The organism is Deinococcus sp. AB2017081 (assembly GCF_034440735.1).
Lineage (GTDB): Bacteria > Deinococcota > Deinococci > Deinococcales > Deinococcaceae > Deinococcus > Deinococcus rufus.
The window spans coordinates 803,747-828,797 of record NZ_CP140098.1; the positions used below are offsets into that span (position 1 = coordinate 803,747).

The 25,051-nt window shown below is 70.7% G+C and carries 24 protein-coding genes; 12 read left to right on the plus strand and 12 right to left on the minus strand.

The features are described 5' to 3' along the window. Positions 1-46 precede the first annotated feature (46 nt). Positions 47-628, plus strand: a complete 582-nt coding sequence (gene xpt / locus U2P90_RS03910) for a xanthine phosphoribosyltransferase (RefSeq protein ID WP_322473877.1) — start codon at positions 47-49, stop codon at positions 626-628. Positions 629-634: 6 nt separating this feature from the next. On the opposite strand, the gene U2P90_RS03915 is transcribed toward xpt, so the two are convergent. Continuing rightward, a complete protein-coding gene (locus tag U2P90_RS03915) occupies positions 635-1,813 on the minus strand; it encodes an alkaline phosphatase family protein (RefSeq protein WP_322473878.1) in 1,179 nt (392 codons plus the stop codon). A 110-nt stretch (positions 1,814-1,923) separates the two neighbouring features. On the opposite strand from U2P90_RS03915, the gene U2P90_RS03920 reads away from it, so the two are divergent. Both U2P90_RS03920 and U2P90_RS03925 read left to right on the plus strand, forming a co-directional pair. Next, complete coding sequence (locus tag U2P90_RS03920; protein ID WP_322473879.1) at positions 1,924-3,486, plus strand: acyl-CoA carboxylase subunit beta; 1,563 nt, start codon at positions 1,924-1,926, stop codon at positions 3,484-3,486. Between the two features lie 475 nt (positions 3,487-3,961). Continuing rightward, the gene (locus U2P90_RS03925; protein ID WP_322473880.1) at positions 3,962-4,882 is read left to right on the plus strand and encodes an NADP-dependent oxidoreductase; all 921 of its coding nucleotides are present in this window, start codon (positions 3,962-3,964) and stop codon (positions 4,880-4,882) included. A gap of 15 nt (positions 4,883-4,897) precedes the next feature. On the opposite strand, the gene U2P90_RS03930 is transcribed toward U2P90_RS03925, so the two are convergent. Next, positions 4,898-6,091, minus strand: a complete 1,194-nt coding sequence (locus U2P90_RS03930) for a cytochrome P450 (RefSeq protein WP_322473881.1) — start codon at positions 6,089-6,091, stop codon at positions 4,898-4,900. 79 nt (positions 6,092-6,170) lie between these two features. Here U2P90_RS03930 and U2P90_RS03935 point away from each other — a divergent pair, with 79 nt between their 5' ends. Continuing rightward, positions 6,171-6,641 carry a MarR family winged helix-turn-helix transcriptional regulator gene (locus U2P90_RS03935; RefSeq protein ID WP_322473882.1) on the plus strand — a complete coding sequence of 157 codons (471 nt, stop codon included), beginning with the start codon at positions 6,171-6,173 and terminating at the stop codon, positions 6,639-6,641. Beyond that, positions 6,638-7,864: a cytochrome P450 gene (locus U2P90_RS03940; RefSeq protein ID WP_322473883.1), complete on the plus strand. Its 1,227-nt coding sequence runs from the start codon at positions 6,638-6,640 to the stop codon at positions 7,862-7,864. The genes U2P90_RS03935 and U2P90_RS03940 overlap by 4 nt, the downstream gene beginning before the upstream one ends. A 53-nt stretch (positions 7,865-7,917) precedes the next feature. Here U2P90_RS03940 and U2P90_RS03945 read toward each other — a convergent pair whose 3' ends face one another. Both U2P90_RS03945 and tsaB read right to left on the minus strand, forming a co-directional pair. Next, positions 7,918-8,619 carry a CAP domain-containing protein gene (locus tag U2P90_RS03945; protein WP_322473884.1) on the minus strand — a complete coding sequence of 234 codons (702 nt, stop codon included), beginning with the start codon at positions 8,617-8,619 and terminating at the stop codon, positions 7,918-7,920. Between the two features lie 265 nt (positions 8,620-8,884). Continuing rightward, on the minus strand, positions 8,885-9,457 hold the full coding sequence (gene tsaB, locus U2P90_RS03950) for a tRNA (adenosine(37)-N6)-threonylcarbamoyltransferase complex dimerization subunit type 1 TsaB (protein WP_322473885.1): 573 nt from the start codon (positions 9,455-9,457) through the stop codon (positions 8,885-8,887). A 100-nt stretch (positions 9,458-9,557) separates the two neighbouring features. On the opposite strand from tsaB, the gene U2P90_RS03955 reads away from it, so the two are divergent. Continuing rightward, entirely contained in the window at positions 9,558-10,691 is a 1,134-nt protein-coding gene (locus U2P90_RS03955) for a citrate/2-methylcitrate synthase (RefSeq protein ID WP_322473886.1), read from the plus strand. A 60-nt stretch (positions 10,692-10,751) separates the two neighbouring features. Here the strand turns inward: U2P90_RS03955 and U2P90_RS03960 are convergent, their stop codons facing one another. The 6 genes from U2P90_RS03960 to U2P90_RS03985 all read right to left on the minus strand — a co-directional run bounded on the left by U2P90_RS03960 (position 10,752) and on the right by U2P90_RS03985 (position 15,141). After that, positions 10,752-11,186: a hypothetical protein gene (locus U2P90_RS03960; RefSeq protein WP_295823468.1), complete on the minus strand. Its 435-nt coding sequence runs from the start codon at positions 11,184-11,186 to the stop codon at positions 10,752-10,754. Positions 11,187-11,404: 218 nt separating this feature from the next. Continuing rightward, complete coding sequence (locus U2P90_RS03965) at positions 11,405-11,869, minus strand: hypothetical protein (protein ID WP_295823470.1); 465 nt, start codon at positions 11,867-11,869, stop codon at positions 11,405-11,407. A gap of 94 nt (positions 11,870-11,963) precedes the next feature. Next, on the minus strand, positions 11,964-12,956 hold the full coding sequence (locus tag U2P90_RS03970; protein ID WP_322473887.1) for an MBL fold metallo-hydrolase: 993 nt from the start codon (positions 12,954-12,956) through the stop codon (positions 11,964-11,966). A gap of 55 nt (positions 12,957-13,011) precedes the next feature. Beyond that, positions 13,012-13,476: a metallophosphoesterase family protein gene (locus U2P90_RS03975; protein WP_322473888.1), complete on the minus strand. Its 465-nt coding sequence runs from the start codon at positions 13,474-13,476 to the stop codon at positions 13,012-13,014. Positions 13,477-13,496: 20 nt separating this feature from the next. Further along, positions 13,497-14,435 (minus strand): PEGA domain-containing protein, encoded by a 939-nt coding sequence (locus U2P90_RS03980; RefSeq protein ID WP_322473889.1) that lies wholly within the window; start codon positions 14,433-14,435, stop codon positions 13,497-13,499. A 118-nt stretch (positions 14,436-14,553) separates the two neighbouring features. Continuing rightward, positions 14,554-15,141, minus strand: coding sequence for a hypothetical protein (locus U2P90_RS03985; protein WP_322473890.1), 588 nt, complete (start codon positions 15,139-15,141; stop codon positions 14,554-14,556). 133 nt (positions 15,142-15,274) lie between these two features. Here U2P90_RS03985 and U2P90_RS03990 point away from each other — a divergent pair, with 133 nt between their 5' ends. Then, the gene (locus tag U2P90_RS03990; protein WP_322473891.1) at positions 15,275-16,996 is read left to right on the plus strand and encodes a PQQ-binding-like beta-propeller repeat protein; all 1,722 of its coding nucleotides are present in this window, start codon (positions 15,275-15,277) and stop codon (positions 16,994-16,996) included. A gap of 74 nt (positions 16,997-17,070) precedes the next feature. Here the strand turns inward: U2P90_RS03990 and U2P90_RS03995 are convergent, their stop codons facing one another. Next, entirely contained in the window at positions 17,071-18,156 is a 1,086-nt protein-coding gene (locus U2P90_RS03995; RefSeq protein WP_322473892.1) for a hypothetical protein, read from the minus strand. A 221-nt stretch (positions 18,157-18,377) separates the two neighbouring features. After that, on the minus strand, positions 18,378-19,121 hold the full coding sequence (gene map / locus U2P90_RS04000) for a type I methionyl aminopeptidase (protein ID WP_322473893.1): 744 nt from the start codon (positions 19,119-19,121) through the stop codon (positions 18,378-18,380). A 220-nt stretch (positions 19,122-19,341) separates the two neighbouring features. Here map and menC point away from each other — a divergent pair, with 220 nt between their 5' ends. The 5 genes from menC to U2P90_RS04025 are packed head-to-tail and all read left to right on the plus strand — an operon-like array spanning position 19,342 to position 25,009. Continuing rightward, positions 19,342-20,478 (plus strand): o-succinylbenzoate synthase, encoded by a 1,137-nt coding sequence (gene menC, locus U2P90_RS04005; protein ID WP_322473894.1) that lies wholly within the window; start codon positions 19,342-19,344, stop codon positions 20,476-20,478. Beyond that, positions 20,475-21,257 (plus strand): GNAT family N-acetyltransferase, encoded by a 783-nt coding sequence (locus U2P90_RS04010; protein ID WP_322473895.1) that lies wholly within the window; start codon positions 20,475-20,477, stop codon positions 21,255-21,257. Before menC ends, U2P90_RS04010 begins: the two co-directional genes overlap by 4 nt. Before the next feature lie 7 nt (positions 21,258-21,264). Continuing rightward, positions 21,265-22,293: an ABC transporter permease gene (locus U2P90_RS04015; RefSeq protein WP_322473896.1), complete on the plus strand. Its 1,029-nt coding sequence runs from the start codon at positions 21,265-21,267 to the stop codon at positions 22,291-22,293. Continuing rightward, entirely contained in the window at positions 22,290-23,282 is a 993-nt protein-coding gene (locus U2P90_RS04020) for an ABC transporter permease (protein ID WP_322473897.1), read from the plus strand. The genes U2P90_RS04015 and U2P90_RS04020 overlap by 4 nt, the downstream gene beginning before the upstream one ends. A 44-nt stretch (positions 23,283-23,326) precedes the next feature. Further along, complete coding sequence (locus U2P90_RS04025) at positions 23,327-25,009, plus strand: ABC transporter substrate-binding protein (protein WP_322473898.1); 1,683 nt, start codon at positions 23,327-23,329, stop codon at positions 25,007-25,009. The last annotated feature ends 42 nt before the right edge of the window (positions 25,010-25,051 follow it).

Below are 25,051 nucleotides of genomic sequence, written 5' to 3' on the forward strand. Positions count from 1 at the left end.
GGGCACTGCCCCCGTGCGGCCAGCCCATCCCGCTACACTCGCCGCCATGGACTCTCTGGTGCAGGCAATCCGGGAACAGGGCGTGATCCTGCCCGGCGGTTTTCTGAAAGTGGACGGGCTGGTCAACCACCAGCTGCTGCCCCGCCTGACCCGCGAGATGGGCGTCCGCTTCGCGCAGCACTTCGCGCCGCTCCGGCCGAACAAGGTGCTCACCATCGAGGTGAGCGGTATCGCGCCTGCCATCGCCGCCGCCATGGAACTGGATGTGCCGATGGTCTATGCCCGCAAGAAAAAGCCCCTGACCATGAAGGAACCGGCCTTCACGGCGTCGTCGGTCAGCCGCACCAAGGGGGGGAATGTCGACCTGTTCATCTCCTCCGAGTTCCTCGGGCCGGATGACCGGGTGATCGTGATCGACGACTTCCTGGCGTCAGGCGGCACCCTGCGCGCCCTGACCGGCATGATCGAGCTGAGCGGCGCGACCCTGCTGGGCCTGGGCTGCGTGGTGGAGAAGGAATTCGAGAAGGGCCGCGAGCACCTGGCTGACCTGAACGTGCCGATCCACACGCTGGCGAACATCGTCCGCATGAGCGAAGCCGAGGGCATCGTGGTGGTGGCGGGGCAGTAGGGGAGGCTACGGCCGGATCATCACCAGCGGCACGGCCATCTGCTCGGCCACGGGGCCACCGTGCATGCCGGTCTTCGAGACGGCTGGACTGGCCGGGTAGTCCCACGTGAGCTGCCGGCCGTGCCGTGCCACGGCGAGGTGCGTGCCCGTCCGCGCCCGGAACGTCTCCTGCGCGGGGGGGCCGCCGAACAGGCCGTCGGCCCAGGCGTCGGCCGCCGGAATCACGGTGGCGTGGTCTGCCAGCGCGTCCTGTACGGCATCCTCGGCTCCGGGCCGGACGTTCAGGAACCGCGCCTGCACCTCCCCGGCGGGCGGGCCTGCCAGCAGGCCGTCCAGAGGTGCATTCAGGTTCACGGCCAGGTCGGCGGGGGTGTCGCTGTGGCCGTGGTCGGCGGTCAGGAGCACCAGCACGGAGCCGTCATCCGGAAGGCGGGACAGCAGCGCGTGCAGGGCGGTGTCGAGGGCGCGGGCCGTGTCTGCTGCTGGCCTGGAGTACGGGCCGTGGTCGTGGCTGACCGTGTCGAAGTCCGGGGCGTAGGCGATCACGTACCGTGGCCCTCCACCCGCCGCGGCGCGGGCGATGGCGTCCGGGAAGTCGGCCAGGGTCTCGTACGGCACCTCCTGCGCGCCGTCGTAGTACCACCCGTTCAGAACGCTGCCCTGGAAGGCGGCGGGCGTTACGGCCTGCACGGTGACGCCGGCGTCTGCGAGCCGGCGGTACACGGTGCCCACGGCGGGCGGCAGGTGCGTGGTCTCGCCACCCAGCAGATCCTGCTGGCGCAGGAGATCGATCACCGTGCTGCCCTGGTGGATGCTGGTGCCCAGCCAGCCGTGCTGAGCGGGGCTCGCGCCCGTGTGGATGGTCGTCATGGCGGTCATGGTCGAGGACGGGAAGGTGGAGGTCATGGTGGCGTACGTCGCCTCGCCGTCCGAGATGCGGGTCTCCAGATGCGGCAGGGAGCCGGCCCGCAGATGCCGTTTCAACGGAAAGTGACCGAGGCCGTCTGCGACGATCAGCACGATGGTCTGAGCCCCGGCCAGGGGCAGCCGGGTGGCGAGCGGCGCGTGCCCGGTATCGACGCCGAAATGGCGGGACACGGACGCGAGCAGGTTCACGAGGCTCCGGCCGTCGTACCGGGGCCAGAGGAGGTCGTCAGGGCGGGAGGCGAGGTCGCTGGACAGCACACGGCAGTGTGGCAAACGTTTCGACGTTCAATGGCCGCACCTGCGGCAATATGAAGATGGTCTGGCAGGGGGGGTCGTTCCCCTAACGCCCGTTTGGGTAGATTGTGAGTATGACCCAGCCCAGCGTGGAGTTGCAGGAACTGATCGCCGCCATGGAACAGCGCCGCGCCAAGGTCGAGGCGGGCGGCGGCGAGGCCCGGCAACGCAAGCAGCGCGAGGGCGGCAAGCTCACCGCACGGGAGCGCATCGCGTACCTGCTCGATCCCGGTTCCTTCCTGGAGACGAGCACCTTCGTGCAGCACGCCCGCAACCGCCTGATGGACGGCGTGGAGGCCCCGGGCGAGGGCGTGGTGACCGGATCGGGCACCATCGGCGGGCGGCAGGTCTACGTGTTCTCGCAGGACTTCACGGTGCTGGGCGGCTCGCTGGGCAAGCGCCACGCCGCGAAGGTCACCAAGATCATGGATCTGGCGGCCAAGACCGGCTGCCCCGTCATCGGCCTGAACGACTCCGCCGGCGCGCGCATCCAGGAGGGCGTGGACTCGCTCTCCGGCTACGGCGAGATCTTCTACCGCAACGCCATCTACTCCGGCGCGGTGCCGCAGATCAGCGCGATCCTCGGGCCATGCGCGGGCGGCGCGGTGTACTCGCCGGCCCTGACGGACTTCATCCTGATGTCCAGGGGCAGCTCTTACATGTTCATCACCGGCCCCGAGGTCATCAAGAGCGTGACGCGTGAGGACGTGACCTTCGACACCCTGGGCGGGGCGGACGTGCACACCCGCCGCAGCGGCGTCGCGCACCTCGCCTACGACGGTGATGAGGCCGTGCTCGACGGGATCCGGCACCTCCTCACGTACCTCCCGCAGAACGCCCGCGAGCAGCCGCCCGTGCGCGAGAACCACGACCCCGCCACCCGCCGCACGGAGCGCCTGCTGGAGCTCGTCACGCCGGACCAGCGGCGGCCCTACGCCATGCACGACGTCATCCACGAACTCGTGGACAGCGGCGAGTTCCTGGAGATCCAGCCGGACTGGGCGAAGAACATCATCGTGGGCTTCGCGCATCTGGACGGCCGCCCGGTGGGCATCGTCGCGAACAACCCCAAGGTCATGGCGGGCACCCTCAACATCGACGCCAGCGACAAGGCCGCCCGGTTCATCCGCACCTGCGACTGCTACAACATCCCGATCCTGACGCTGGTCGATGTCACAGGCTTTCTGCCGGGCACGCAGCAGGAATACGGCGGGATCATCCGCCACGGCGCGAAGATGCTCTACGCCTACGCCGAGGCCACCGTGCCCAAGGTCACGCTGATCACCCGCAAGAGCTACGGCGGCGCGTACCTCGCCATGAACAGCAAGGACATGGGCGCGGACGTCGTGTACGCGTGGCCCACCGCCGCCGTCGCCGTCATGGGCGCGGAGGGGGCGGCGAACATCGTGTACCGCAACGAGATCAAGGCCTCAGAGAACCCTGCCGCGACCCGCGCCGAACTCGTCGCACAGTACAAGGAGACCTTCGACAACCCGTACATCGCCGCCGCGAAGGGCTACATCGACGACGTGATCCCCATGGAGGACACCCGCCACCGCCTGATCCAGACGTTCACCATGCTGCGGGGCAAGCAGGAGCAGCGGCCGTACAAGAAGCACGGGAACATCCCGCTGTAAGGAGGAAACATGGAGACTTCCGTGTGCCGTGCGTTCCGGACATCGGCCATACGCCGGGCAGCCGCCACTATCGTGACCCTCGTCGCTCTGCCGTCGCTCCACTCAGGACTCGCGGCCGAAATGACGGATGTGGCAGCGTCTCGCATGTCAGAGCTGATCGAGTGCCGACTGCTGACGGATGGGGGAACGCCGGCGGACCGCTGGGTGCGCGGAGAGTGTATGCAGTTTCGCTGGTTCGCTCCAGAAGGCACGGTGATCGACACGGCGCGGCCGGACGCCGTGACTGCTGAGATGGAACTTGCCACGCCCCGGGGCGAAGACGGGATTATAGAGAGTGGGACTGGGTTGATGATCGCTGCGCCGCCGCGAGGTGATGATGCTCCTTCCGAGCCGGCGGAACCGCGGTGCCGGTAGGGGCATGTCGGCGTCAGGCACTTCCGTTACCCCAGTACATCTGTCAGAGGAGAGGAACCCTATGAGAGCGATGGTCATCCACGAGTACGGCGATCCCGACGTCCTTCAGCCCATGGATCTGCCCATGCCGGAGCCCGCAGCCGGAGAGGTGCGCGTGCGCGTGCATGCAGTGAGCGTGAACCCGGTCGACACCAAGTGGCGGCGCGGCGGCCCGTTCAAGACCTTCCCGGTGGTGCTGGGCTGGGATGTCTCGGGTGTGGTCGAGTCGCTCGGGCCGGGCGTGACAGACTTCGCCGTGGGGGACGAGGTCTTCGGCATGGTGCGCTTTCCCGCCGAGGGCCGCGCCTACGCGGACTACGTGACTGCGCCCGTGACGGACATCGCACGGAAGCCGGCGGGGCTGTCGCACGCGCAGGCGGCGGCGATGACGCTGGCCCCGCTGACAGTGGTGCAGGCCTTCGACCGGCTGGAACTCCAGGCCGGGCAGACGATCCTGATCCACGCGGCGGCCGGTGGGGTGGGGCATTTCGCGGTGCAGCTCGCCAAGACGCGGGGGGCGCGGGTGATCGCCACGGCATCGGCCCCGAACCACGACTTCGTGCGGAGCCTGGGCGCAGACGAGATCGTGGACTACCGCGCGCGGCCCTTCGAGGAGCAGGTGTCGGACGTGGACGCCGTGCTGGACACGGTGGGCGGCGACACCACCACGCGCTCGGTGGGCGTGGTGCGGCCGGGCGGGCACCTCGTGACCATCGCCGCGCAGGCCCCTGCGGAGGCCGCGGCGCAGCGCGGCATCACCGCCGAGCGCATCCTGGTGCACCCGTCGCGGGCACAGCTGGAGTTCCTGGCAGGCGAATTCACGGCCGGCCGCCTGACCCCGCACGTCAGTCAGACCTTCGCGCTGGAACAGGTCGCAGAGGCCCACCGGGCCATCGAGACCGGCCGGACGGTAGGCAAGATCGTGCTTGACGTCATGCGGTAGGAAGGGACGCGTCCCCTACGCCGTCCGATCCGTGACCCACAGCTCCCCCAGCCCCCGGAACATGGTGCTGGGGCGGCGGGTGAACGACCTGAGCTCCATGTGCGGGAACGCACCCAGCAGTTCCTCGAAGGCGACCCTGGCCTCCAGTTTCGCCAGCGGAGCGCCCAGGCAGAAGTGCAGGCCGCGCCCGAACGACAGGTGCCGGTTGGGGCTGCGGGCGATGTCGAAGGCGTCGGGGTGCGGGAACTGGTCGGGATCGCGGTTGGCGGCCCCGATCACGGCGCTGACCTGCTCGCCCTTCTTCACGGTCTGGCTGCCGATCTGCACGTCCTCCAGCGCCGCGCGGAACAGGGCACGCTGCACGGGCGGGTCGTAGCGCAGCATCTCCTCGATGGCGGTGGGCATCAGCGCCGGGTCGGCCCGCAGGCGGGCGAGCTGCGGCGGGTGATCGAGCAGCGCCTTCAGGCCGTTGCCGATCAGGTTCACCGTCGTCTCGTGCCCCGCGATGACCAGCAGGATGCAGTTGGAGATCAGCTCGCCGGGGCGCAGTTGCCCCAGTTCGTCCTCGGCGTGGAGCAGCGAGGAGATCAGGTCGTCCTGCGGGGCAGCGCGGCGCGTCTCGATCAGGCCCGCGAAGTACTCCCCCAGCGCCGTGATCCCCGCCTGCGCCCGCTGCGCCGACTCCGGCGTGGCCGTGGCGAAGTCGCTGCCGTCGATGAAATCGCCTGACCACTGCCGGAAGCGTTCGCGGTCCTCCGGGGGCACGCCCAGCAGTTCCGCAATCACGATGACCGGCAGGGGCATGGCGCAGCCGCGCATGAACTCGAAGAGCTCGCCGGGTGAGGCGCGGGTCAGCAGCTCGCGGGCGATCTCCCGGATGTGCGCCTCCTGCCGCTCGATCACGCGCGGTGTGAAGGCGTGCGCGACCAGGCCGCGCATGCGGGTGTGGTCCGGCGGGTCGCGGTCGAGCATGTTGCCCGGCATGACGTCCCCGGTCATCTCGCGCACCTTCGTGGCGTCCTTGGTCAGGCGCGTGTCCTTCAGGGCCTGTTCCACGTCGGCGTAGCGCGTGAACATCCACATGCCCCCGCTGCCCTGCGGGTGCGGCTGCCAGAACGCGCCGTCCTGGGCACGCAGTCCGGCGTAGGTGGGATACGGGTCGGCCAGGATGTCCGGAGAGAAGAGACCAGCGGGGCGGCGTTCCGTCATGTGTCCTCCTGAGTGATCAGTGTAGGTGTCCGCCCGAGGTGTTCACCTCGATTCCATCCGACTGTTGCATACTGCAACTATGGACACACCTGGGGTCACCCCGGACAGCGATCTGCACGCGCAGCCGTTGCGCTTCCTGACGGCGTACTGGGGCGTGTGGCAGTCCATGTCCGGCCGTGCGAACGCCGATCTGGCCGCGCATGGCCTCGACCTGCGGTCGTTCATCGCCCTGAGCTACGTGCAGGGCAGCCCGACCTCGCCGGGGGAACTCGCCCGCGTGCTGGACGTGCCCCGCTACGAGATGACGCGCATCCTCGACCGCCTGACCGCGCTGGGCACCATCACCCGTGAACTCGACCCCACGAGTGCCCGTTCGCGCCGCCTGGATGTCACGCCGGCCGGTCGGGCGCAGTGGGAGGCGGCCCTCCAGGCCGTGACGGCCACCGTCGATCCCGCCCTGACCTCGCTGGGGTCGCGCCTGGAACCCCTGACCGCCAGCCTGGAGCACCTCGCTGCCTTCTCGTATCCCGCCCCACAGGAGACCCCATGACCAGTGCCCCACGACCCGACCCTGCCTCGACCGGCGGCTGCCCCTTCGGCCACGGTGCCGCCTCGCTGACCCGCAAGCCGGAGCTGGACACGCAGCCCGGCAGTCCCCTGGAACGCGACGACCGGGGCATCTACCGGATCCACGACTTCCACGCGGCCCGCGAGATTCTCCGGAGCGAACAGGCGGTGCAGGCCGGCTTTGGCGCGGACATGGTCACGCAGCTCAGCAACCTCAAGCACCAGCCGGTGCTGTACACCGAGGGCCAGGAGCACCACGAGATGCGCCGGGACACGGCCCGCTACTTCACGCCGACCGCCGTGGCCGCGTACCATCCCTTCATTGCGGGGCTGGCCGACCAGCTCGTGGGCGACCTGCTGCGCCGGGGCGAGGGGAACCTGGATGACCTGAGCCTGACCATGGCCGTGCAGGTGGCGGCCCAGGTGGTCGGCCTGACCGACAGCGCCCTGCCCGGCCTGCAGCGCCGCGTGATGGCCTTCGTCGAGGGCGAGGGCGACAGTGAGCCCGGCACCGAGAACCGCCAGACGCTGGCCGCCCGGCTGCACCAGATGGTCGACGTGCCGCTGTTCTATGCGCTGGACGTGCGGCCGGCCATCCAGGCCCGCCGCCGGGCGCGCCGCGACGACCTGATCAGCCACCTGCTGGACAAGGAGTACAGCGATCTGGAGATCCTGACCGAGTGCCTGACCTACGGCACGGCCGGCATGGTCACCACCCGCGAGTTCATCTCGGTGGCGGCATGGCACCTGCTGCGCCACCCGGATCTGCGGGCCGACTACGTACACGGCACGGAACCCGAGCGCCACGCCATCCTGCACGAGATCCTGCGGCTGGAACCGGTCGTGAACACCCTGTACCGGCGCACCCAGGCCGATCTGGAGGTCGGCGGGCAGGTCATCCCGCAGGGCAGCGTCGTGGCGCTGAACGTGTCCAACACCAACGCCGATCCTGCGGTGGCCGGAGGTGACGCCGCGCAGCTGTGCCCGGCCCGGCCCCTGCCACGCGGCGTGCAGGCCCCTGTGCTGTCCTTCGGCGACGGGGCCCACCGCTGCCCCGGCGCGTTCCTGGCGATCCGCGAGAGCGACGTGCTGCTCAGGCGGCTCCTGATCTGGAACGACCTGCGGATCGTCAAGGAACCGACCGTCACGTACAACGAGGTCATCAAGGGCTACGAACTGCGCGACTTCCGCATCGCGCTGGGATAGGAAAACGGAGAGGGGCGGCCACGACATCTGCGTGGCCGCCCCTGTGATGTGCTTCAGCGTGTGCCGAAGTCCTGCACCCAGTAGTGCCTGTACGTGCTGGTCGAGGTGTACGCATAGCCCACGCCCAGTTCCTTCAGGGCGGGATTCATGATGTTCGCGCAGTGCCCGGCGCTCTGCAGCCACCCGGCGACCACGCTCTCGGGGGTGGTCTGTCCGGCGGCGATGTTCTCGGCCACGCGCGTCCACGTGTACCCGGCGGCAGTGACGCGCTGGGAGAACGTGCGGCCGTCCTGGCTGGTGTGGCTGAAATAGTTCTTCGTGGCCATGTCCGTCGCGTGGGCCTGCGCGGCCTTCTCCAGCGCGGCGTTGTAGGTCAGCGGGGTGGTGGCGGCGTAGCTGGTGGTGCCGCAGGTGCGGGCCTGGGCCCGGGCGGCGTTGGTCAGTTCCAGCACCCGCTGCGCGAAGGTGCCGGTGGGGGTGCTGCCGGTCGGCGGCGGCGTGGTCGTGGTGGCCTGCACGACGATGGGAAAGTCGATGAAGGCGCTCGGGCTGCTCGTGAGCGCGGCGCGGACGGTCGTGGTGCCCGCCGCCTTCGCCGTCACCAGGCCTGTCTGGGTGACGGTCGCCACCGTGGCCTTGGCCGTCGTCCAGGTGAGCTGGCCAGGCTGCGCGGGCTGGCCACCCACCGTGACGGTGAACTGCCGGGTCTGTCCCACGCTCAGGGTGGTCGTGCCCGCGGTTGCCTGTCCGGTCATGGTCGCGAGCGTACCGGACGGATCAGCGGAGAGGGAGGTGGGGCCCTGTCCGCACGCGGAGAGGACGAGGGCCAGGGTGGCGGCAGCCAGGGGGAGTCGGCGGTTCATCACCGGTCAGTAGATGGGGCCAGCATGTGAAGGGCACATCACCCCGGCCCTCATGTCTCATCTTTCGCGCCTGTCGTGTAGACCGTCCGGCAGGTCATGTTCGTGAGGTTGTCGTCATTATCGAAAACTCATTGTTCTCACGGTCTCCGGTCTGCACTCACAGGTAGGCCAGCGCCCAGTCCGGTGCGCCGTGATCCAGTCCTGCCCGCAGCAGGGCCAGGCCATCCGGAGGCGTGTCCTGACGGTGGGGCAGGTCGCCCAGGAGGGCGGTGAATCCGTCCAGGGTGAATTTGGCCGGGGCGTGCCGGGTGGCGGTCACCGTGTCGGCATGCACGTCGTAGACCGCGCCGTACACGTGCCCCTTGCGGGCGTCCAGCGACACGCCCTGCGGCCCGTCGCCGATCACGAGCGCCTCCAGGGTGGACACGCCCAGAACCCGCGCGCCCCAGACCGCGGCCAGCCCCAGGGCGTAGCTGGCCCCCACCCGGACGCCCGTGTACGAGCCCGGCCCGGTTCCGATCACGATGGTCTGGGCCTGGAAGGGCAGGCCCGCGCGGGTGAACACCTCGCGCACGGCCGCCGGAAGGCGCTCGGCGTGGGCCCGGCCGACCTCCACGGACTCGGCCAGCTGACCGTCCGGCCACGCGAGGGCCACGGTCAGGTGGGGCGTGGCCGTATCCAGCGCCAGCGTGACGGGCAGGGTGACAGAAGAGGCGTCCGCGTGCGGCATCGCGGCGCATTGTACGGGGCGGCGGACGCCAAAGTGTCACCTGTACAGGAACGTGCCCGGCACCTGATCCAAACCTGTCCGATGGTATCCTTGAAAGAACATGACGACGATTGCCAAGGGTCTGGAAGGTGTGCTCTTTACCGAGAGCAGACTGACGTTCATCAACGGGGCGGAAGGGATCCTGACCCATCTGGGCATTCCCATCCAGGAGTGGGCGGAGAACAGCACCTTCGAGGAACTGTCCCTGGCACTGCTGGACGGCAAGCTGCCGACGGCGGCCGAACTCGCGGCCTTCGATGCGCACCTGAAGGCCAACCGCGCCATCCCGGAAAAGCTGGCCGAGGAGATCGCCAGCTTCCCGAAGACCGTGCACCCCATGCAGGCGCTGCGCACCGCCGTGTCGTACCTGGGCCTGTTCGATCCGCAGGCCGAGGAGACCGGCGAGGACGCCCGCCGCGCCATCAGCATCCGGATGATCGCGCAGTTCGCCACCATCATCGCGGCGATCGCCCGCGCCCGTGAAGGCCAGCCGGTCATCGCGCCCCGGAGCGACCTCACGCATGCCGGGAACTTCCTGTACATGCTGACCGGCAAGGAGCCCACCACCGAGCAGGCCCGGCTGTTCGACATCGCGCTGGTGCTGCACGCCGACCACGGCATGAACGCCAGCACCTTCACGGCGATCGCCACGAGCAGCACGATCAGCGACATGTACTCCTGCATCGTGTCGGCCATCGGCGCCCTGAAGGGGCCGCTGCACGGCGGCGCCAACGAGGCTGTGATGGACATGCTCGACGAGGTCGGCACGCCGGATCAGGCCGAGGCCTACATCACGAGGAAGCTCGACAACAAGGAAAAGATCATGGGTGTCGGGCACCGCGTGTACAAGTACTTCGACCCCCGGAGCCGCGTGCTGCGCGACTACGCCGAGCACGTGGCCAGCAAGGAAGGCAAGAGCACGTACTACCAGATCCTGGAGACCATCGAGAAGGTCGTCGTCGACCGGATCGGCTCCAAGGGCATCTACCCCAACGTGGACTTCTACTCGGGCACGGTGTACAGCGACCTGGGCATCCGCAAGGAATACTTCACGCCGATCTTCGCCCTGGCCCGGATCTCCGGGTGGTGCGCCAGCGTGATCGAGTACTCGCGCGACAACCGCCTGCTGCGCCCCGACGCGCAGTACACCGGCGCCACGGACGCGCACTACACGAAGCTGCAAGACCGGCAATAGACGCAGGTAGGCGAGGGCAGAGAGCGCTGATTGAGGCTCTCTGCCCTCGCCTCTGTCTGCCTACGCGCTGAGGGGTTCCACCACCCACGTGCCGTAGTGGTTCACGAAATGTGCGCCGCTCTCGCGGAATGCTGTGGCGACCTTGGTGACCCCACCGCTCACGCCGCCGACCTCTACGCTGAGCACAACCTCGCCCCGGCACAGGGCGCGGGCGTACTGCTCCACGTGCTGCCGCTCGTCGGTCATGCCCTGGAGCATCCGCAGGAAGCGCCCCCACACGCCGTGGCGATGGCCGTCGTCGTCCAGGGCGAATTCGCCGTCCTCGCCGATCAGCACCTGCACGGCGCGGTCGGCCAGCCCCAGATCCAGCAGGCGGGACGTGCAGGCCTGCACGTCGTCCAGGGACATGAAAATCCCGTAGACCCGCCCACGGCCCAGCAGGGTGAAGTGGTCAAACGGCGAACGGTGCGGGGAACGCGCGCTGTGCTGCGGCATGATGCCTCCGGGAGTGTCGGCCGGGCGGGCACCCAGGGGCACGCCGTCCGGGCAGTCAGTCGGGTGGCCGTGACGCGGAGCCGGATCGGAACTCAGGTGCCCGCAGCGTACGGGCGCCACGAGCCCGGTACCGCAATCCGGCTCACACCATCAGACCTTGGTCGGAGATCCGTGCCGCCAGCACGACCGGATCGACGGCGGCGTATTGGGGGCTCCCCCTATGCGCTCATGCCCTTGCTGCCGTGCAGGGTGCGCTCCACGGCCTCGGTGATCTCGGTCTCGAAGCGGCCCAGGTGCTCGCGCAGGCGCTCGAGTTCGCCGGCGTTCAGCTCCGGCAGCCACAGCACGCTGCGGCCCAGCACCGCGAAGGTCGTGGGCGCGTCCTCGTCGTCCTCCTCGTCCTCGGTCTCGACCGGGTCGAGGTTCAGGGCACCGTAGTCGAGTCCCTGGTTCAGGAGGTTCATGCCCATCAGGATGTCCGGCAGGCTGTCTTCCTCGACATACAGGTCGAGGTCGAGGTGCAGCCGCACGATCACGCCCCCCTGGTGATCCCGCTCGGCGAACAGCGCCACGCGCGTCTCGCCGTGCCGGATCAGTGCGCCGTCCTCGACGGGCTCGACGGTCATGCCGCTGTCCTGCAGCGCCGTGACGATACGCTGCAACTCTGTCTGCGAGGCCGTCATGCCGGGGAGTATAGAGCCCGGTCTCCGTGCCGATTGCAGACAAAGGCGGAGATCTGCCCCCGGTGGGGGAGGCGCGGGCGCCGGCGGGGGGCGGTCACGCGTGGTAGATCCACACCTCCCGCGCCTCGTCCCACGTGCGGTACAGCTGGCCCAGCAGGCGCAGGTGTTCGGCGTGGGCCAGGGTCTCGGCCAGGGCGAAGCGGCGGCCACTGGTGTTCAGGTCACGCGGGAACATCGCCAGCGACAGGTCGTAGGCGCTGCGCGGTGCCTGATCGGCCTCGGCCTTCACGAAATCCAGCCGCTCGTGGTGGTGGGCGCGCAGCTCGCGGGCGCGGGCCTGCACGCCCTCCATGACCGGCCCGTGGTGCCCCACGACCGCCCGGCGGGGATTCAGGGCCTCCAGCTTGCCCAGTGTCTGGAGGTAGTCGCCCAGCGGATCAGGCCGGGTGTACGCATACAGACCCACATTCGGGCTGATGCGCGGCAGGATGGCGTCACCGGCGATCAGCATGCTGTCGTGCTCGTTCCACAGGCCCAGGTGGCCGTCGGCGTGGCCGGGCAGCCACAGTACCTCCCACGCGCTGCCGGCCAGCGTCACGTCCTGCCCCTCGCGCAGCGGCTGCACGCGGCTGGCGGGATGCACGCGGTCACGGCCCCGGCGGTTGTCGGCTCCCATCTCGGCCAGGGAGTCGCGCGGCAGGCCGTGGTCGCGCATGTGCTTGAGGTGCCCCGGCAGCCACTCCTCCCACAGGTGCCAGTAGCGCTCCCCGCGCCCGATCTCGACATCCAGCATGTGCACCGCCGCGCCGCTGCGTTCCTCCACGACCCCTGCCAGTCCGTAGTGATCCGGGTGGTGGTGCGTGATGATCACCCGCTCGATGTCGACCCAGTGCAGCCCCAGCGCCGTCAGCCCGTCCTCGATGGCCGCCCGTGCCTCGGGCGTGTCGAGCGCCGTGTCGATCATGGTGACCGGGCCGTGTGCGGGGACGTCCACCAGCACCGTGACCGTCTTCATCGGGTACGGAATCGGCACCTGGAGGGCGTGCAGCGAGCCCAGCACGGGGGTGAGCAGCGGGGCGTCGGTCATGCCCGGAGGCTAGCACCCGCCCGGCGGGCCGCCCTGCTCCTGGGCGCGGAACACGTCAGGGCTCCAGCACCACCGGCTTGACCCGCACCGCGCCGTCCGCCACGTGCAGCCACGCGCACGCGACCGGCAGCCGGAAGCGGCGGGGGCCGAGCGCGCCGGGGTTCAGAAAGATCACGCCGTCGCGTTCCTCGAGCCTGGGCGCATGCGTGTGCCCGCTGATCACCACGCCGATTCCGGCTGCCGTGGGCGAGCATTCGAGGGCCGTGAGGTCATGCAGGACATACACCGACACGCCGCCCAGCTCCACCAGCACGGTCTCGGGCAGTGACGACAGCGGCGGCGAACGATCCACGTTGCCGCGCACGGCGTGGATCGGGGCAGGGGAGACCGTCCGGAGACCGTCCAGCACCTCGGCCCGGCCCACGTCACCGGCGTGGAGGATCACATCGGCGGCGCGGGCCAGCGGCAGCACCTCCGGGCGCAGCAGCCCATGCGTATCCGAGATGATCAGTGCCCGCACTGGGGTGTGCTGGGCTGCGCTCAGGGCGTCTTGCAGGTGTACGCACCCGCTTCGGTGCCGCAGCGGATAGAGGTGACCTGCGACGCGGTGATCCTGACCAGCAGGTTCTGCGGTTCCAGCGCCGGGTTAATCGGCAGGACATTCACGCCCACGGTGCCGGGCCGCACCTTCACGCGCAGGGGCTGGCCGACCCCCGCGACCTGCCCCACTGCGCTGCCCCCCACCAGCACCTGCGCCGGTACGTCCGACGAGACGCTCAGGGTGCCGGTGATCGGCGCGAGCACGGCCCGCACCTCGACCACGCCGTTCTCGGTCACCGTGACGCGCTGCGACCGGTCGGCCAGGCCCGGTGCGGACACGCTGACCGTCACGCTGCCCACCGGCACGTCCGGAATGGTGACGGGCGCGTAACCGGCCAGCCGGCCGTCCACCCGCACCTCGGCCCCCGGCACGGAGGCCACGACGCGCAGCGTCCCGAAGCGGCCCACCGTGAACGCCGTGGTCGTGACCGTGTAGGCCCCGGCCGGCAAGCTCGCTGCCGCCGCCTGCACCGCCCGGCCCGCGTCGTCCAGCGTGCGGGCCCCCTGCGCTCCGGTCACGTCCAGCGGCACCACGCTGGCGACCGTGAACACCTGCGTGAAGCCGCCGGTGGGCGGCAGGCGCACGGGCACCTCGGTGGCGGCCCCCACCGCGCCCACGGTCACCACCTGCACCGGCTGCCCGGCCGTGAGCACCAGCGAGGACACGTAGGCGGCCCGGTCGGTCGTGACCAGCAGTGCCCCTGGCCCCGGCGGGCGGTACAGCGTCTCGCCCGTGACCGTCGTGACCGCTGGAGCCGACAGCCGCACGCCGACCTGTACCTGTGCCCCCGCCTGTGCCCGCAGCGGAGCGGGCACACACGCCACCAGCGCTCCGCTCAGGGCGGCCACCATCGCCCACGACCACCTCGCCGTCTTCATCCCCCCAGGGTAGGCGTCCGGATGCCCAGGCGGCTGAAATCATCTGACGGCGCGTTTACTCATGTGGGGCACAACAAAAACAGCCCGGCCGCAACCGGGCTGTCCACAGATCAGATCTTCAGGGCAGGCGCTTCATGATGGCCTGGAGGCTGGCGCTGTCGGCCCAGGCCATGCCCTTCTCGACATACGTGCGGGCCATGGTGGTGTCGCCACGCTGCAGGGCCAGATAGGCGAGCTTCGCGGCGCTCAGGGACGCCCACTGCTTCTCGGTGTCGTTCAGGTCGGTCAGGCGGCCCCACGCGTTGTAGGCGTTGATCCACCACTGGGTCTTGGTGTAGAGCTGCGCCAGGTAGGCGTTGTAGTCGCGGTTGCCCGCTTCCATCGCGGCGGCGTAGTACGCGTGATCCACCGACGCCTTCCACAGGGTGCGGTCGTAGAAGGGCACGGGGTAGGCCACGTCGGCCTGCACGGCGAACTCCTGTGCACGGGCGAAGTTGTCGCTGGCGCTCATGGTGGCGGGCGAAGTGGTCTCGGTCGGGGCCGCCGTGTCGGCCGGCGCCGTGGTGTCGGCAGGAGCCGCCGTGTCAGCCGGAGCGGCGGTGTCGGCGGGGGCCGCCGTGTCGGCGGGAGCGGCAGGCGGCGTGGTGTCCTGCGCGGCGGCCAGGCCTGCCAGCGCGAAGGCGGTCAGCATGAGAATCTTCTTCATAACAGTTCGCATCTTAGGCCGTACCCTGGCAAGCGTCCATCTCATCCCCGCGACACCGGCCCTACCGTAAAGGGACTGTAAAGGAGCTCACCTTCACATGAGGACTGCCCGACACTTGCCCCTCCTTCTGCTGATGACAGCGGCCCTGATGCCGGGGGTGGCCGCCCAGAGCACAGCGCCCGCGCCGCAGGCCCCACCGACCTTTGTCGCCCCGAAGATCGACGTCTTCAAGGAATTGCGCGTGATCTCCGGCGTGAGTGTCACCGACACCGGCGACCTCGTGTTCGTCGGCTCGGACGCGAAGATCCACCGCACGGACGCCAGCGGCAGCGAGAAGTGGGCCTACCCGGTCGGAGATCTGGGCCGCGCGTATCCCGTCATCACCCCGCAGGGGGGCGTGATCGCCGCGTCCTATGACGACACCGTGTATGCCCTGGACGCCGCCGGGAAACTGCAGTGGAAGCTCAAGCTCGACGGGGACATCTACGCCACTCCCGCCCTGCGCTCCGACGGCAGCGTGATCGTCGCCACGGCCGGGGGCACCGTGTACGCCATCGGCCCGGACGGCAGGGCGCTGTGGACCTACAAGGTGGGGGCGCCGGTCTTCAGTTCCCCCGCCCTGGCGCTGGACGGCACCATCTACTTCGGGGCGCAGAACAACCGCCTGTACGCGCTCAGTCCGGCCGGCACCCCGAAGTGGACGTACACCGCCGGCTCGCTGGTGTTCAGTTCACCGGCCCTCGACGCGCAGGGCAACATCTACTTTGGCTCCAGCGACCGGCGCGTCCATGCGGTGTCGCCGGCCGGAACACCGCTGTGGACGGTACCCACCGGGCTGTTCGTGAACGCCAGCCCCATCGTGACCCGTGCCGGGCTGATCGTGGTCGGCAGCTATGACGGCACGCTGTACGCCCTGAACGCGGCCGGCCAGACGGTGTGGTCGTATGTGGCCGGGCAACCCATCGCCGCGTCGGCTGCCGAACTCAGTGACGGCACTGTGATCGTGCCGGATCTGGGGGGAACGGTGCACGCCCTGAACGCCCGTGGTCAGGCCCTGTGGACAATTCCCACCGGCAAGAAGATCGACGTGGGGGTCAGTGTGAGCAACCAGGGCAGCCTGTATTTCGTGACCCAGGGCGGCGCCCTGAACATCATCACGAAGCAGCGGCCGCTGGCCGTCGGGCCGTGGACGACCTTCCATGCCCGCCCGGACGGATGGGGCCGTGCCCTGAGCCCCCAGGACACCCAGGCGCTCACCCAGGCCCGGCGCACCGCCGCGAGTGCGCCGGTGGCCCAGCTCCGGCCCCTGACGCCGCCGGCACCGGTGGCGACCGCCCCGACTCCGACAAGGCCAGCCCCGACAAGACCGGCCCCGACGACTTCGGCGCCTCAGTCCCCGGCACCATCTCCGGCGTCTCCGGTGGCGACTACGCCTCCCGGTTCGGCCCTCCGGCCTGCGCCGGTCACCCCGCCGACAGCACCCGCCCTCACTCCGGCCCAGCTCGCGGCGCGGGCGGTGACCGTGGTGAAGGTGCAGGATCAGCAGGTGTTCCTGCCGGTGCAGGACACGGCGGCGGCCCTGCGCCTGCCCGTCCGGGCGGTGGGTGTCCGGACGGCCACGCTGGAACTGGGCACTCAGCGCGTCCCCGTCAATGTGCGTCTGTTCGGTGGTCAGCCCTACGTGTCGGTGGCGGAACTGGCCGCGCTGCCGGGCATGCAGGCGGCCCTGGTCAACCGGCCCTCACCGGCCCTGACCCTGACGCGGGCGGGGCAGGTCACGGCCTTCCCCCTGAACCTGCCCACGCTGGTGTCCCTGACGCGGGGCAAGGAGTTCCCGGACATCCTGCCGCGCTGAACCGGCACCGCTGGACCGGGAGGCATGAACCGCCGGTCGCCATACGCGGGTGTATGGCGACCGGCGACCGACCGTCAGCGCCCCGTGCCCCTGCGCCCGTCCTTCCCGCTGCCCTTCGCCTCGCCCCCCTTCCCCCGGGTGCCCTGATCCCGGTCATTGTCGCGGTCTCCGCGCCGGCCCTGTCCCGGCGGGTCGGATCGGCCCGGTCGGGTCTCCGAGGCGGGCGGCGGGCTGCTGACCGGCGTGGGCGTGGGGTCGGGCCGGGGCACCGGCGTGGGAATCGGCGCCGGCGCCAGCGGCGGGGTGGGGGGCGCCGGTGGCACGGGAGCGGGCACTGGCCTGGGCACCGGCGTCGGTACCGGGGCGGGGCTGGACACGCCGGGCTGGGCGCGTTCCGGCGTGGGCACCGGCGCGGCAATGTCCCTGACCCACTCGGAGCGCGTGGCCTCGGTCGCGGCTGTCGCCGGGCGGGTCACGGTCGTGGGAGGCGTCACCGGTGTCCGGCGGGGCGAGGTGACCGGCGTGCCCGGGGCCGGACGGCGCACGGCCACGCCGGAGGGAGGCTGCTGGCGGGCCGCGGCCTCGCGCCGGGCCTGCAGGATGGCCGCGACGGCCCGTGTGGAGGCGGCGCGGGAGGCACGGATGGCGGCGGTGGAGGCCCGGGCGGGGGTCGGGGCCGCTGCCGGGCGGGCACTGGCCTTCACGGCTCGGCGCACCGGGGCCGGGGGTGCGGCCGGGCGAACCGCCGATCCTGCCGGGGCGCGCCCGGCAGCCGGTCTGGTCACGGCTCCCACGGTTCGTCCGGCGACCGGTCTGGCACCGGAAACTGCGGCCGGTCGCGCGGTGGCTGGTCGGATCACGCTGATCCGGGGAACGGGCACTGAGGGTGCCCGGACAGGTGCTGGCCGGACCGGCGGGGCAACGGTGCCGGTCGCTGCCGGCTCGGCCGGCCGGAACAGCGGAGCAGGAATCACGGGGACACGGCCACGCGCCGGGCTGTCCGTGCGCTGGCCCGACGGCGCGGGGAGGGTGACCGGCCCCTGACCATGCAGCGCCGGTTCACTGGCCGTGACCCTGGCCCGCAGGGCATCGGGCAGCACCACCGCCATGGCGACCGCCACCGCAGTCGGCAGGATGACCAGCGTGTTCGTCCAGCGCACTCCTCACCTCCGTGTCCGGCGGGCCTGGATCCCTCCGGGGCGGCCCCGGCCGTGGGTGTCCTGGCCGTCATTCAGCATGTCCGGTGCTGTGGCCCATCGTACTCCACGAAAACGGGGGCGTTGGGCCGGACGGGCTCCGGGCCGATCCTGGGCAGACGCCCCTGCTGCGGGCATGAGACGGATCCCGGTCATCCGGGGCAGCGAGCGTGGGGCGGCCCGGTTCAGGCCGTCAGGATCAGCGGCTGCGCGGCCGTGATCATGACGGTGTGCTCGAAGTGGGCGGCCAGGCCACCGTCGGTCGTGCTCAGCGTCCAGCCGTCGCGCAGGGTGCGCACGCGGGGCGACTTCCCGGTCGAGACCATCGGTTCCACCGCGATGACCAGCCCCTCGTGGAGTTTCTGGCGGTCGCGCGCCCGGTAGTAGTTCGGCACGTTCGGCTCCTCGTGGATCGCCCGGCCGACGCCGTGGCCGAAGAGCTCGCGCAGGACGGTGAAGCCGCGCCGCGTGACCTCCTGCTCGACCGCCCGCCCGATGGCATGGACGGGCTGCCCGGCCCTGGCCGCCGCCATGCCGGCCCCGAACGCCGCCTCGGTGCACTCGATCAGCCGCAGCGCCACGGGGGATGCCGGGGGCACGGCCACCGTCACGGCCGCGTCGGCGACGAATCCGTCCACGTAGGGCGTGACGTCCAGGCTCACCACGTCGCCGGCCGCCAGGGGGCGGCGCGTGGGCAGCCCGTGCACAATGTCGTCGTTCACGCTGACAAAGACGTTGACCGGGGCGCCATAGGTCATCCGTGGGGCCGACCGGGCCCCGTGCCGCCGGAAGACCCGCCCGGCCAGGGCGTCCAGTTCGGCCGGTGTGATCCCGGGACGGATCGCCGCCCTCAGGGTGCGCAGGGTCTCGGCGACGACCTGCCCGGCGCGCTGCATGCCCTGGAGTTCGGCCTCGGTGGTGATGGTCATGCCGGAGTCTAGGCCACCGGCACCGTGCCGGTGGCGGACTGCGGCCGGCGCGTCCGCACTGCTCTTGCAAATGTTTCTACAGACGCCTACAGTGTTGCAAAATCAACTACAACATCCTTCTCCTGGCCCGGCGGTGATTCCTTGCGATTCTTTCCGAACAAGCGGTGCTCCCTGATTCCCTCGCTGCACTCCCCGCCCACGGCCGGCCCCGAGGTGACGCATGCGGCTTGACCGGGCGGAACTGCGCGTGGTCTCGCTGCCGCTGCTGCGGCCCTTCCGCACCAGTTTCGGTGTGGTGGCCGACAAGACCTTCGTGCTGCTGCGCGTGTTCGGTGACGGGCTGGAGGGCGTGGCCGAGGGCGTCATGGATGCCCGCCCGCAGTACCGCGAGGAGACCATCGCCGGGGCGCTCGCGCTGCTCCAGGAGGCGGTGCTGCCGGAGGTGCTGGGCCGCGAGTGGGCCAACCCCGAGGCGCTGGTGCGCCACCTGTCGGGCCTGCGCGGCAACCGCATGGCGCTGGCGGTGCTGGAGATGGCGTGCTGGGATCTGCATGCCCGCGGCCTGGGCGTGCCGCTCTGCACGCTGCTGGGCGGCACGCGGGACGCCGTGGAGGTGGGCGTGTCGCTGGGCATCCAGCCCTCGGTCGAGGCCACCGTGGACACGGCGCTGCGCCACGCCGAGCAGGGGTACCGGCGCATCAAGCTCAAGATCGAGCCCGGCTGGGACGTGACGGTCGTGCGGGCGGTGCGGGCGGCGCTGCCGGACACGCCTGTCACGGTGGACGCCAACGCCGCGTACTCGCTGGCCCACCTGAACACCCTGCGCGAGCTGGACACCCTGGGCCTGGACTACATCGAGCAGCCGCTGGCGTGGAACGACCTGCGCGACCACGCCAAGCTCCAGGCGCTGATGCACACGCCGCTGTGCCTGGACGAGTGCATCACGACGGCGCAGGATGCCCGCAAGGCGCTGGAGACCGCCGCGTGCCGGCTGGTGAACATCAAGGTCGGGCGGGTGGGCGGCCACCTGGAGGCGCGGCGGGTGCACGACGTTGCGGCGGCGTTCAGCGCCCCGGTGTGGTGCGGGGGCATGCTCGAGAGCGGGGTGGGCCGCGCCCACAACATCCACCTCGCCACGCTGGAGAACTTCACGAAGCCCGGCGACACCAGCAGTTCCTCGCGCTACTGGGCACGCGACATCGTGAACGAGCCGCTGGAGACCACGGGTGGGATCATGCCGGTGCCGCCGGGGCCGGGGATCGGCGTCACGCTGGATGTGCCCTTCCTGGACAGCGTGACGCGCTGGCGGGCGGACATCGGTGCTCCGGCGCGGATCGCCGCCGGAAGCGCCCCATGACGGACATCGCCTCTGCGCCGCCCACCGTGACGCTGCGCGAGCTGAGCGGGCTGCCGGAACTGGCGCTCACGCCGCCCCTGGCCCGCGCCGTGTGGGGCGAGACCGACACGCCGGAGGATCCGGTGCTGCTGCACGTCCTGCACCGCGCCGGCGGGCTGGTGGCCGGCGCGCTCGATGCCCAGGGGCAGCTGCGGGCCTACCTGGTGGGCCTGCCGACCCGCGAGGCCGGCGTGCAGCACTCGCACCGCCTGGGCGTGCACCCGCAGTGGCGGCGACAGGGGCTGGGCGAGCGCCTCAAGGCGTTCCAGCGGCAGTGGTGTGTGGCGCGGGGCATCACCCGCGTGACGTGGACCTTCGATCCCCTGCTGCTGGCCAACGCGCACCTGAACGTGCGCCGCCTGGGGGCCACCGTGGACACCTACCTGCCGGACTACTACGGCGAGATGGCCGGCATCAACGCCGGCGTGCCCTCGGACCGCTTCGAGGCCGTGTGGGTGCTGGACGGCGACCGGGCGCAGCAGGGCGTGCGCGAACTGTGGCCAGCCGGCGAGGCGCTGCACCCGCTGCGGGACGAGCTGCCGGCCACGGTGCCGGACGCCGTGACCGTACGCGTGCCGGCCGACTACTCCCGCCTGCGGCGCGAGGATCTTGCGCACGCCCGGGCGTGGCGGGCGGCCAGCGGCCCGCTGTTCGCCCGGCTGTTCGCGCAGGGCCACCGGCTGGTGGATGTGGATCTTCCGGGCCAGCGCTACCTGCTGCGCCGGAGTACTGCCGGGTGAGGGCACCATGCTGACCTACGTCGCCCGCCGCCTGCTGGCCCTGCCGCTGATCCTGCTGGCGGTGACGTTCCTGATCGTGCTGGTGATGCAGCTCATCCCGCCTGAGCAGCGGGCCGCCGCCTACGCCGTGAACCTGGAGCAGCTGTCCCGCGTGCCCGAGATCATCCGGGCCAACCACCTGGACGGCAGCGTGTTCGTGCAGTACGGGCTGTGGCTTAAGGAAGCCGCGGTGGGCAACCTGGGCTTCTCGCGCACCAGCGGGCTGCCGGTGCTGGAGACCCTGCGCACCTACTTCCCGGCCACGCTGGAGCTGGCCCTGTTCGCGCTCGTTCCGCTGGTGGCGCTGGGCGTGTGGCTGGGCGGCCACGCGGCGGTGCACCGCAACCGCGCCCCGGACACCGTCATCCGGGTCTTCGCGGTGCTGGGCTACAGCATTCCCAGCTTCGTGCTGGGGGTGTGGCTGCTGGTCATCTTCTACGGGGCGCTGGGCGTGCTGCCCGGCAACGGCAACCAGAGCAACGACATCTCGCTGCAGCTGGCCACGGACCCCATGCGCCGCTACACGCACCTGCTCACCGTCGATGCCCTGCTGAACGGCCGGCTGACCGTGTTCTGGGACGCGCTGCTGCACCTTGTCCTGCCGGTGCTGACCCTGCTGGTGGTCAGCAGCGCGGGGCTGATCAAGGGCACCCGCGCGAGCATGATCGAGGCCCTGGGCAGCGACTACATCCGCACCGCCCGCGCCAAGGGCGTCGCCGAGCGTCAGGTGATCGGCCGGCATGCCCGGCGCAATGCCCTGCTCACGGTGACCACCCTGGTCGCCCTGAGCGTGTCGGGGCTGCTCCAGGGCGCGGTGCTGGCCGAGACGCTGTTCGGCTATCCCGGCGTGGCGGGCTGGGCGGCGCGGGCGGCGGCGCAGGGCGACCTGCCGGGCGTGCTGGGCTTCGCCCTGCTGACGGCCACCGTCGTCGTGCTGGTGAACCTGCTGGCCGACCTGACCTACACGCTGGTCGATCCACGGGTGCGGTACACGTGAGCGCCGTGCGCCGCGCGGCTGGCCCGGCCGCGCCCACCCGGTTCCGCGTGGGCGTGTGGCGGCCACGCCTCAGTGTCCCCGCGCGGGTCGGGGCGGTCGTCGTGGGGCTGTACGTGCTGGTGGCCCTGCTCGCTCCGCTGCTGGCCCCGCCGCAGGGCAACTGCCGGCGCGACCTGGGGCTGGCGGCGGGGCAGGTCTATCCCGGCCCACTGGCCTACGTGCGCGAGGTGCTGCGCCCGCCGGACAGCTGCCTCCAGATGCCCCGCGTGGGCTTTGCCGCGCAGCCCAGGGCACCGGCCCCGGACGCGCCGCTGGGCCGGGTAGGCGGCTACGACATCCGCTACGGCCTGGTGTGGGGCACCCGCACGGCGCTGTTCCTGGGCGTCACGGTGGTCGGCCTGAGCGTGCTGATCGGCGGGGCCGTGGGCCTGCTGGCAGGCTTCTTCGGCGGCGTCATGGACAACCTGCTGATGCGCGTGACCGACGTGACCTTCGCCTTTCCCGGCCTGGTGCTGGTGCTGGTGCTCGTGGCGGCGCTGGGGCCGGGGCTGGGCAACATCATCCTGGCGCTGAGTCTGGTGTCGTGGACGGCGCTGGCGCGGGTGGTGCGCGCGGAGGTGCTGCGGGTGCGCGAGCAGGAGTACGTCGCGGCGGCCTGGAGCGTGGGGGCCAGTCCCCTGCGCGTCGCGCTGCGGCACGTGCTGCCCGGCTCACTGGGGCCGCTGGCCAGCCTGGTCGTGCTGGAGATGGGCGGGCTGCCCATCGTGGCCGGCGCCCTGAGTTTCCTGGGGCTGGGCACGCCGGCGGGCTTCGCCGACTGGGGCCAGCTCATCGCCCTGGCGCAGCCGTGGATCCAGGGGCCGGCCGGGCAGCCCTTCGCGTACTGGTACGTCACCCTCTTTCCCGGCGTGTGCATCGCCCTCTACAGCCTCGGCTGGAACCTCGTCGGGGACGCCCTCGGCGAGGGTCTGGATCCCCGCAACCGCTGACCCCGCCACCCGCCCCCCTCTGCCCCCCTTCTGGAGGTCCTGCCATGAACCGACGCGCCCTGTTCCTCTCCCTGAGCCTGTGCGGCTCCGCCGCCCTGGCCACGCCCAAAGACACGCTGGTGTACCAGATTCCCTCGGCCATCGCGGCCCTGGAGCCCGCGCAGGCGGTCACCGGCTACGACGTGCTGGTGGTGCAGCAGATGTACGAGGCGCTGTACCGCAACGAGTTCGGCAGCTACAAGCCCCAGCTCGCCACGGGCTACACCCAGAGCAAGGACGGCCGGGTCACGACCTTCACCCTGCGCCGGGGCGTCCGATTCCACGACGGCTCGTCCATGACCTGCATGGACGCCGAGTACTCGCTGCGGCGCACGCTGCTGGTCGGCAACGAGACCTCGCAGGCCGCGCAGATCCGCGCCAGCGTGCTGGGCATCGGGGGCTTCACCCCGGAGATCAGGAAGACCTTCACCTTCGCCAAACTCGCCAGCACCGTGAAGTGCAACGCGGCCGGACAGCTCGTCCTGACGCTGGATCGCAATGTTCCCAGCCTGATCGACGCGGTGTCGCAGGCCTACGTCGTGCCGATGAAGGCGCTGGTGGCGGCCGGCGACTGGAGCGGCACGGCGCGGGACTTCGGCGCGTGGGTGGGCAAGGACGTGTCGAACTCGGCGCTGACGCAGAAACCCAGCGGCACCGGGGCCTATACCTTCGTGTCGCGCGACCCCAGCCGGCTGATCTTCCGGGCCTTCGCGGGGTACTGGGGCGGCGCACCGGCGCTGAAAAACGTGATCCTCCAGAAGGTGGACAGCGACACCGCCCGCGTGCTGGCCGTGCAGAAGGGCGACGCCGACATCATCGCCGTGCCCGACCGCGACACCCTGGCCCGGCTGCGCGGCGTGGCGGGCGTGAAGGTCTACGAGACCCTGCCGCTGCAGCTGCAGTCGCAGGTGGTCACCATGGTGATGTTCAACCAGAACATCCAGGATGGCGGTCGCCTGCCGGCCGGGCAGCTGGCCGAGAACAACGTGCCCGTCAACTTCTTCTCGGACATCCATGTGCGCCGGGCCTTCGCGGCGGCCTTCGACACCCAGACCTTCGTGCGCGACGCCCTCCAGGGCAAGGGGCTGGCGCTGAATTCGTCGCTGCCCTACACCAGCTGGGCCAATGACCCGGCCCTGCGGCCCACCGCCTTCAACCTCAAGACCGCCGAGGCGGAGTTCAGACTGGCCTTCGGCGGCAAGCTGTGGACGACCGGCTTCACGCTGCCGGCCATCACCATCACCGGCCAGGGGCTGAGTGAGGTCGTCTCGGGGATCATCAAGCAGAACATCGAGGCGATCAATCCGAAGTTCCACGTGCAGGTCACCACGGGCGAACTCAGCTCGCTGAACGCCTCGCTGCTGGGCGGCAAGCTCACGGTCGTGCCGCTGACGTGGGGCGGGGCCGATCCGGACACCGTGCTGCGCGGCCTGTATGGCAGTGACGGCATCCTGTCCACCGCGCTGGGCATCAAGGACACCCGGCTCCAGACCCTGCTCGACCAGGGCCGCGACACGGTGGGCCAGGCTGCCCGCAAGCCGATCTACCGCACCATCCTGAACTACGTCGGCCAGCAGGCCTACGGCTTCCCGCTCCAGGTCTCCCAGGGCTTCGGGGCCACGGCCGCCGACCTCAGGGGCTTCGAGGACTTCAACAAGACCAACCTGTTCAGCCGGCTGTCGAAGTAGGCCGCCCACGCCCGTTCCGTGTCCCACCCCATGTCCCCGCCT

Excerpts from the sequence above, each read along its gene's own strand:
- xpt (WP_322473877.1), top strand. The coding sequence starts at position 47 with ATGGACTCTCTGGTGCAGGCAATCCGGGAACAGGGCGTGATCCTGCCC.
- U2P90_RS03920 (WP_322473879.1), top strand. The coding sequence starts at position 1,924 with ATGACCCAGCCCAGCGTGGAGTTGCAGGAACTGATCGCCGCCATGGAA.
- U2P90_RS03925 (WP_322473880.1), top strand. The coding sequence starts at position 3,962 with ATGAGAGCGATGGTCATCCACGAGTACGGCGATCCCGACGTCCTTCAG.
- U2P90_RS03930 (WP_322473881.1), bottom strand. The coding sequence starts at position 6,091 with ATGACGGAACGCCGCCCCGCTGGTCTCTTCTCTCCGGACATCCTGGCC.
- U2P90_RS03935 (WP_322473882.1), top strand. The coding sequence starts at position 6,171 with ATGGACACACCTGGGGTCACCCCGGACAGCGATCTGCACGCGCAGCCG.
- U2P90_RS03940 (WP_322473883.1), top strand. The coding sequence starts at position 6,638 with ATGACCAGTGCCCCACGACCCGACCCTGCCTCGACCGGCGGCTGCCCC.
- U2P90_RS03945 (WP_322473884.1), bottom strand. The coding sequence starts at position 8,619 with ATGACCGGACAGGCAACCGCGGGCACGACCACCCTGAGCGTGGGACAG.
- tsaB (WP_322473885.1), bottom strand. The coding sequence starts at position 9,457 with ATGCCGCACGCGGACGCCTCTTCTGTCACCCTGCCCGTCACGCTGGCG.
- U2P90_RS03955 (WP_322473886.1), top strand. The coding sequence starts at position 9,558 with ATGACGACGATTGCCAAGGGTCTGGAAGGTGTGCTCTTTACCGAGAGC.
- U2P90_RS03960 (WP_295823468.1), bottom strand. The coding sequence starts at position 11,186 with ATGCCGCAGCACAGCGCGCGTTCCCCGCACCGTTCGCCGTTTGACCAC.
- U2P90_RS03965 (WP_295823470.1), bottom strand. The coding sequence starts at position 11,869 with ATGACGGCCTCGCAGACAGAGTTGCAGCGTATCGTCACGGCGCTGCAG.
- U2P90_RS03970 (WP_322473887.1), bottom strand. The coding sequence starts at position 12,956 with ATGACCGACGCCCCGCTGCTCACCCCCGTGCTGGGCTCGCTGCACGCC.
- U2P90_RS03980 (WP_322473889.1), bottom strand. The coding sequence starts at position 14,435 with ATGAAGACGGCGAGGTGGTCGTGGGCGATGGTGGCCGCCCTGAGCGGA.
- U2P90_RS03985 (WP_322473890.1), bottom strand. The coding sequence starts at position 15,141 with ATGAAGAAGATTCTCATGCTGACCGCCTTCGCGCTGGCAGGCCTGGCC.
- U2P90_RS03990 (WP_322473891.1), top strand. The coding sequence starts at position 15,275 with ATGACAGCGGCCCTGATGCCGGGGGTGGCCGCCCAGAGCACAGCGCCC.
- map (WP_322473893.1), bottom strand. The coding sequence starts at position 19,121 with ATGACCATCACCACCGAGGCCGAACTCCAGGGCATGCAGCGCGCCGGG.
- menC (WP_322473894.1), top strand. The coding sequence starts at position 19,342 with ATGCGGCTTGACCGGGCGGAACTGCGCGTGGTCTCGCTGCCGCTGCTG.
- U2P90_RS04010 (WP_322473895.1), top strand. The coding sequence starts at position 20,475 with ATGACGGACATCGCCTCTGCGCCGCCCACCGTGACGCTGCGCGAGCTG.
- U2P90_RS04015 (WP_322473896.1), top strand. The coding sequence starts at position 21,265 with ATGCTGACCTACGTCGCCCGCCGCCTGCTGGCCCTGCCGCTGATCCTG.
- U2P90_RS04025 (WP_322473898.1), top strand. The coding sequence starts at position 23,327 with ATGAACCGACGCGCCCTGTTCCTCTCCCTGAGCCTGTGCGGCTCCGCC.